The sequence below is a fragment of the Hyalangium sp. genome (assembly GCF_035629615.1).
Taxonomy (GTDB): Bacteria; Myxococcota; Myxococcia; order Myxococcales; family Myxococcaceae; genus Hyalangium.
This window is the reverse complement of sequence record NZ_DASPHO010000396.1, coordinates 1-5,162: the sequence shown is the minus strand read 5'-3', so window position 1 is coordinate 5,162 and position 5,162 is coordinate 1. Positions and strand designations below refer to the sequence as shown.

Below are 5,162 nucleotides of genomic sequence, written 5' to 3'. Positions count from 1 at the left end.
CCTACACCACGCTGGAGACGCACCGGCTGCTGCGAGACAACCTCCACCGCTCGCCGCTGTTCCAGGGGGACATCGTCGGCCGAGGGCCTCGCTACTGCCCCTCGCTGGAGGACAAGGTGGTGCGCTTCGCCGCGCGCGAGCGCCACCAGGTGTTCCTGGAGCCGGAGGGCCCGGACTCGCCGCTGGTGTACCCGGCGGGACTGTCCACGAGCATGCCCGTGGACGTGCAGCTCGAGTTTTTGCGCACCATCCCCGGGCTGGAGCACGTCGAAGTCGTCCGCTTCGGCTATGCGGTGGAGTACGACTACGCGCCGCCCACGCAGCTCTCCTCCACGCTGGAGACGAAGGCCGTGCGGGGCCTGTACTTCGCGGGACAGCTCAACGGCACCTCGGGCTACGAGGAGGCGGCCTTCCAGGGGCTGTACGCGGGCATCAACGCGGCGCTGCAGGTGAAGGGCGAGCCGCCGCTGCTGCCGGGGCGGGACGAGGCGCACGGGGCGGTGCTGGTGGACGAGCTGGTGACGAAGGGCGTGGACGAGCCGTTCCGCATGTTCACCAGCCGCTCGGAGCATCGGCTCAAGCTGCGCGAGGGCAACGCGGAGCTGCGCCTGGCCCGACATGGGCACCGCGTGGGGCTGGTGCCGCGCGAGGCGCTCGAGAGGGTGGAGGCGCGCGGGAGGGCGGTGGCGGAGGAGGTGGCGCGGCTGAAGCGCACGGGGCTGGCGGCGCGGCTGAAGCGGCCCGAGGTGAGCTACGCGGCGCTGGCGGCCGAGGCGCGCGAGTGGCCCTCGCTGCCGCCCGAGGTGGCCGAGGAGGTGGAGGTGGAGGTGAAGTACGAGGGCTACATCGCCCAGGCCGAGCGCGCAGCGGCTCGCGAGGCGGAGGCCTGGGACGGGTGGGTCATTCCGGCGGGCTTCCGGTTCGCGGAGGTGCGGGGACTGTCCACCGAGGCGGTGGAGAAGTTCATCGCGCACCAGCCGGGCACGGTGGGCCAGGCGCGGCGCATCCCGGGACTGACGCCCGCGGCCCTGTCCCTGCTGCTGGTGGCGCTGAAGAAGGAGCGGGCCGCTGGTTAGAACTCGTAGGCGATGCGGCGAAGCGCCGTCGTCACGTACGCCTTGTCCACGCGGCCTTCCGCGATGGCCATCGTGAGGGCATAGAGCGCCTGGGAGCCGTGCTCGAAGACAAAGCCGTTCAGGTCCAGGAACACGAGCGCCGCCAGCAGGCCCGTCCGCTTGTTGCCATCCACGAACGGGTGGTTGCTGACGATGTGGAACAGGTAGGCGGCCGCCATCGCGATCAGATCCTCGTGGACGAGCTGGCCGTCGAACGTCGCGGCAGGCTGGGCCAGCGCCGACTCGAGCAGCGCCATGTCCCGAATGCCCTCGCCACCGCCATAGCGCTCCAGCTGCATGGGGTGGATCTTCAGCACCTCTTCGAGTGTCAGGAAGTCCGGGCTCACTGGGCGAGCTTTCTCAGCGTCTCATCATGCTGGGTCATCAGCCGCTCGGTGGCCAGCCGCACCCGCTCGCTGCGGCTCTCCTGGGTGGGCATGATGATGAGGGCGTGCCCGTTCGTCTTCACCTCGAGCGGAGTGTCCTCGTCAATGCCGAGCAGATCGAGGATCGGCTTCTCGATGACGAGACCCAGGCTGTCGCCGAGGGCTGTGAGCTTCTTGATCATGGATCCACCTTGAGGAGAGGCCGTTCCAGCAACGCTAGAACCGCTCTGCGGAGGGGGCAACGGCCACAAAGCACTGGTCAGGACCGCGCGCTTCGGGTACATGGGCGGGGCTCTCCCCCACGGAAGCGTGAGACCTGCCTGGTCGGATCCGCTTCCCCCACCCTGTTCAGTCGGTATGTCCAGGTGCGCGCCCAGCGGCCGCGCTGATCTGTGAAGCTGTGGACATGATCGCAGGCGGCCTGTGGGAAACGTGTGGATAACCCGCGCTTTCCTGGAGGGATCAAGGAAATCAAGCACTTGAGCCCTGGTGCGGTGTGGAGGATCTGTGGATAACACCCGGTTCTTTGATCAGCTCCAACAGGGGTGCCATACGCTCGGTGTAAGCGTGGGTGAGGACGTCCCGCCGAAGCTCCTTCGTCTCAAGAATGAGCTCCTCAAGTGGAACGCCAAGGTAAACCTTACAGCCATCACCGCGCCGGAAGAGGTGCTCGAAAAGCACTTCCTGGACTCGCTGGCGGTGCTGCCCGAGGTGGAGGGGGCGGCCTCGCTGCTGGATCTCGGCGCGGGCGCCGGCTTCCCGGGGCTCCCGCTCAAGCTGGCCCGGCCTGCGCTGACGGTGACGCTCGTGGATGCGGTGGGCAAGAAGGTCGGCTTCCTCAAGGCGGCCATTGCCACGCTGGGGCTGAAGGACGCCCGGGGGCTCCATGCTCGCGCGGAGGGCCAGCCCGAGGCAGAGGGCATTCCCCGCGCGGAGCTCCTCATCGCTCGCGCGTTCATGGATCTGCCCGACTGGTTGAAGCTCGCGCCCGCCTACCTGCTGCCAGGGGGGCGCGTGGTGGCGATGCTCGGCAAGGCCCAGCCGGACTCGGAGCTGCAAGCGCGCGCCGCCGAGCGCAACCTCCGTCTGAGCTCCGCACGTCAGTACCGGCTTCCCTTCTCTCGCGCCGAGCGGCAGGTCGCCGTCTTCTCCCAGGCCTGATCCGCCGTCGGGCACCACGCTCCGCTCCGGGGTGAGGGCGCTCCGGGCCGCGGGGCTCAGCGGGTGTTCCGCGCCATGGACTCCGACTGCATCGAGAGGATCCGTGAGCCCTTCGTCAGCGCGCCCGCGGCCAGGCAGGTCGTCGCTCCCGTGAGCGTGAAGGTCGCCGAAGCCGACACGCCGACCGCGTTCGTCACCGTGGCGGTGATTGCGGGTGGGGTGTCCGTCAGCGGGCACGGCGGCGGCGTCCACTCCACCTCGCTCTGCGTGGCCTCTGCCACCGGTGCTTCCAGCGAGCCCGTGTTGGCGGCCCAGGTGATGGTGAGCGCCCGCGCCTGCGGATCACTCGCCACCACGCGGAAGGTGACGCGGTTGCCCTCGAACCAGCGCAGCTCGGACTGGAAGGTGCTCGTGATGCGCGGCGCGGAGTGAGCGTTGGCGGCTGCCTCCCGCGGTGAGGCCGGACGCGCGGCGGGCTCGGCGGCCTGTTGGCTGCACCCACCCACCAGCATCCCCAGCGCCGCCACCAGCCCCCTCCCCTTCCAACCTCTCTGTGCGTGCATGGCGCGCCTCCCGGCTCATCGCTCGCAGAGGCGGGCGATGCGCACACTGTAGGATACGCTTGCGAGAGGGCCAGTTTTCAGCGCGGTGCCGCGCGCGAGTGGCCGCGGATCAGAGCTCGACGGCGGCCCGATTCGTCATGTCACGGATGTTTTCGGAGGAGCGCTCCGGCCGGAGGGGACACTCCGGACCATAGAGCTCGAACGCGCGCACTTGCGCCAGGCCGCCATGCCACTCGTAGGCAGCGAAGCGCACGTAGCGGGCCACACGCTGGGGGAACCACACGCGGCGCGAGAGGGAGTTGTCCTGCGGCGAGTTGGTGACCGTGTGCAGGTGGCTCCAGGTCCTGCCGTCCAGGCTCGTCGTCACCGTGCTCGTTGCGGTCGGGCCGTAGCGGGTGTCCCAGCCCCAGTCTAGCACCATGCCATGGAGGGTGTAGTTGCGCCCCAGGTCCACCTGCAACCAGGCGCCGTTCGACTGGTTGCTGCTCCAGCTCGTTCCTGGAGTGCGGTCGAACGCGGCGGCGGGCTCCCCCGTGTCCAGGTGCCCGGAGGAGCTCGCGGTGGCATAGCCGGCGAACTCGCAGTTCTGGTGCTTGTGGTCCGGCGCCCACTGCTCCTTCACCTGGATCAGCGTCTCGTCGGAGTTGCTCGCGTCCAACGTGTCGGGAGGATGCAGAGGGCCGGGCCGGGATCGGTGTGAGGGCGGAGGAGTCTGAGGCGGCGCTGGCGGGAGTCGGGCTCTCGCCCTGTGATCATGGTGGTGCTCCTCAGGGTTCGAGTGCTCCGCGAAGCGAGCGAGACTGGTGAGGCGGCCCGTGACGAAGCCGGCGCCGAAGATCAGCACCGCGGCGCCAGCGCCCAGCGCCACGGGCCACAGGCGGCGCCGGAGTGGCTGGGGTGCCTGCTCCGGGAGCTCCAGCTCGCGCAGGGCCTCGCTGGCGGTGGCGAAGCGGAGCGCTGGATCCACCGACGTCAGCCGCCCGAGGAACTCGCGGAAGTTCGGCGCAACATCCACACGCGAGGCGAGATCCTCCGCCACGGTGAGCTTCTGGCGCTTCCACTCCGGCTCCCACGAGAGCGTGTCCACGAGTGTCACTCCCAGGCCGAACAGATCCGTGGAGGCGTCCAGCTCGCCGTGGGCCTGGTCGGGGGGAGTGTAGCGGGAGGCCTCGGGGCTGGCGCCACCGCGCACCCACGCGGCGCCGAAGTCCACGAGGAAGAGCGCGCCATCCGAGCGGCGGATGAAGTTGGCGGGCTTGAGGTCGCCATGGAACACCTGCGGCGAGCGGCTCTGCAGGTAGCGAAGGATGTCGAGCACCTGTCGGGCGAGCTCGCGGGCCTCCAGCTCCGTGCAGTGGCGGCCGGAGAGCTCGGTCTGGAGCGGAGTGCCTTCGATGAACTCCTGAGCCAGGTAGAGCCGGGTGTCGGCGCCCAGGCCGAGCTGCAGCATGTCCAGGTAGCGAGGGATGCGCGGGTGGGTGAGGCTCTGGAGCTGCCGCGCTTCCTGATGGAAGGCCTGGAGGGTGGCGGCGGCGGGCTCGGTGGAGAAGGACAGCTCCTTGAGCACCACCAGTCCGTCCACGTCCTCGGCGAGATAGGTACGCGCCGCGCCGCGCTGCCCGAGCACCGTGCGCACGCGGTAAGGCCCTACCCTCACGGCGACGCCACAGTGGGTGCAGCGCTCGCCGCTCGCGGCCTTTGCGCACCCAGGGCAGCTGCCCGCGGAGGGGAGAGGACCTGCCATCGTGAAGCTTCCTGTGCCTGCCGGCATGAACAGTCTCCCGCCGCGTGCGAGCGGTCATTCTCCGACGGTATGCCGTTGGGAACAAGGCCGCTGGAGAGGCAGGGCCTGGGGCGATGAGCCGCGCCGCGAGAAGAAGTTCAGGCTCGTCGCGACGCGCCTCTTGCTTGAGCTCGACGAAGTGCGCGTGAGACCG

General features: G+C 69.6%; 7 protein-coding genes. 3 read left to right on the top strand and 4 right to left on the bottom strand.

The annotated features are described in order from the left end of the window. The coding region (locus tag VD972_RS20525) for an FAD-dependent oxidoreductase (RefSeq protein WP_324989540.1) at window positions 1-1,076 on the top strand (1,076 nt) is incomplete at its 5' end. On the opposite strand, the gene VD972_RS20520 is transcribed toward VD972_RS20525, so the two are convergent. Both VD972_RS20520 and VD972_RS20515 read right to left on the bottom strand, forming a co-directional pair. After that, window positions 1,073-1,462: a type II toxin-antitoxin system death-on-curing family toxin gene (locus VD972_RS20520; protein ID WP_324989539.1), complete on the bottom strand. Its 390-nt coding sequence runs from the start codon at window positions 1,460-1,462 to the stop codon at window positions 1,073-1,075. The two genes, VD972_RS20525 and VD972_RS20520, sit on opposite strands and share 4 nt — an antisense overlap. Then, the gene (locus VD972_RS20515; protein WP_324989537.1) at window positions 1,459-1,683 is read right to left on the bottom strand and encodes an AbrB/MazE/SpoVT family DNA-binding domain-containing protein; all 225 of its coding nucleotides are present in this window, start codon (window positions 1,681-1,683) and stop codon (window positions 1,459-1,461) included. Before VD972_RS20515 ends, VD972_RS20520 begins: the two co-directional genes overlap by 4 nt. Window positions 1,684-2,008: 325 nt before the next feature. On the opposite strand from VD972_RS20515, the gene rsmG reads away from it, so the two are divergent. After that, the gene (gene rsmG, locus VD972_RS20510) at window positions 2,009-2,662 is read left to right on the top strand and encodes a 16S rRNA (guanine(527)-N(7))-methyltransferase RsmG (RefSeq protein WP_324989535.1); all 654 of its coding nucleotides are present in this window, start codon (window positions 2,009-2,011) and stop codon (window positions 2,660-2,662) included. A 56-nt stretch (window positions 2,663-2,718) separates the two neighbouring features. On the opposite strand, the gene VD972_RS20505 is transcribed toward rsmG, so the two are convergent. Both VD972_RS20505 and VD972_RS20500 read right to left on the bottom strand, forming a co-directional pair. Next, window positions 2,719-3,225, bottom strand: coding sequence for a hypothetical protein (locus tag VD972_RS20505; protein ID WP_324989533.1), 507 nt, complete (start codon window positions 3,223-3,225; stop codon window positions 2,719-2,721). A 109-nt stretch (window positions 3,226-3,334) separates the two neighbouring features. Further along, a complete protein-coding gene (locus tag VD972_RS20500) occupies window positions 3,335-4,969 on the bottom strand; it encodes a serine/threonine protein kinase (RefSeq protein ID WP_324989531.1) in 1,635 nt (544 codons plus the stop codon). A 1-nt stretch (window position 4,970) separates the two neighbouring features. Here VD972_RS20500 and VD972_RS20495 point away from each other — a divergent pair. Beyond that, a partial coding sequence (locus VD972_RS20495) for a hypothetical protein (RefSeq protein WP_324989530.1) occupies window positions 4,971-5,162 on the top strand: 192 nt, incomplete at its 3' end.

Coding starts and splice junctions, on each gene's coding strand:
- VD972_RS20515 (WP_324989537.1), bottom strand. CDS start 1,683: ATGATCAAGAAGCTCACAGCCCTCGGCGACAGCCTGGGTCTCGTCATC.
- VD972_RS20505 (WP_324989533.1), bottom strand. CDS start 3,225: ATGCACGCACAGAGAGGTTGGAAGGGGAGGGGGCTGGTGGCGGCGCTG.
- VD972_RS20500 (WP_324989531.1), bottom strand. CDS start 4,969: ATGGCAGGTCCTCTCCCCTCCGCGGGCAGCTGCCCTGGGTGCGCAAAG.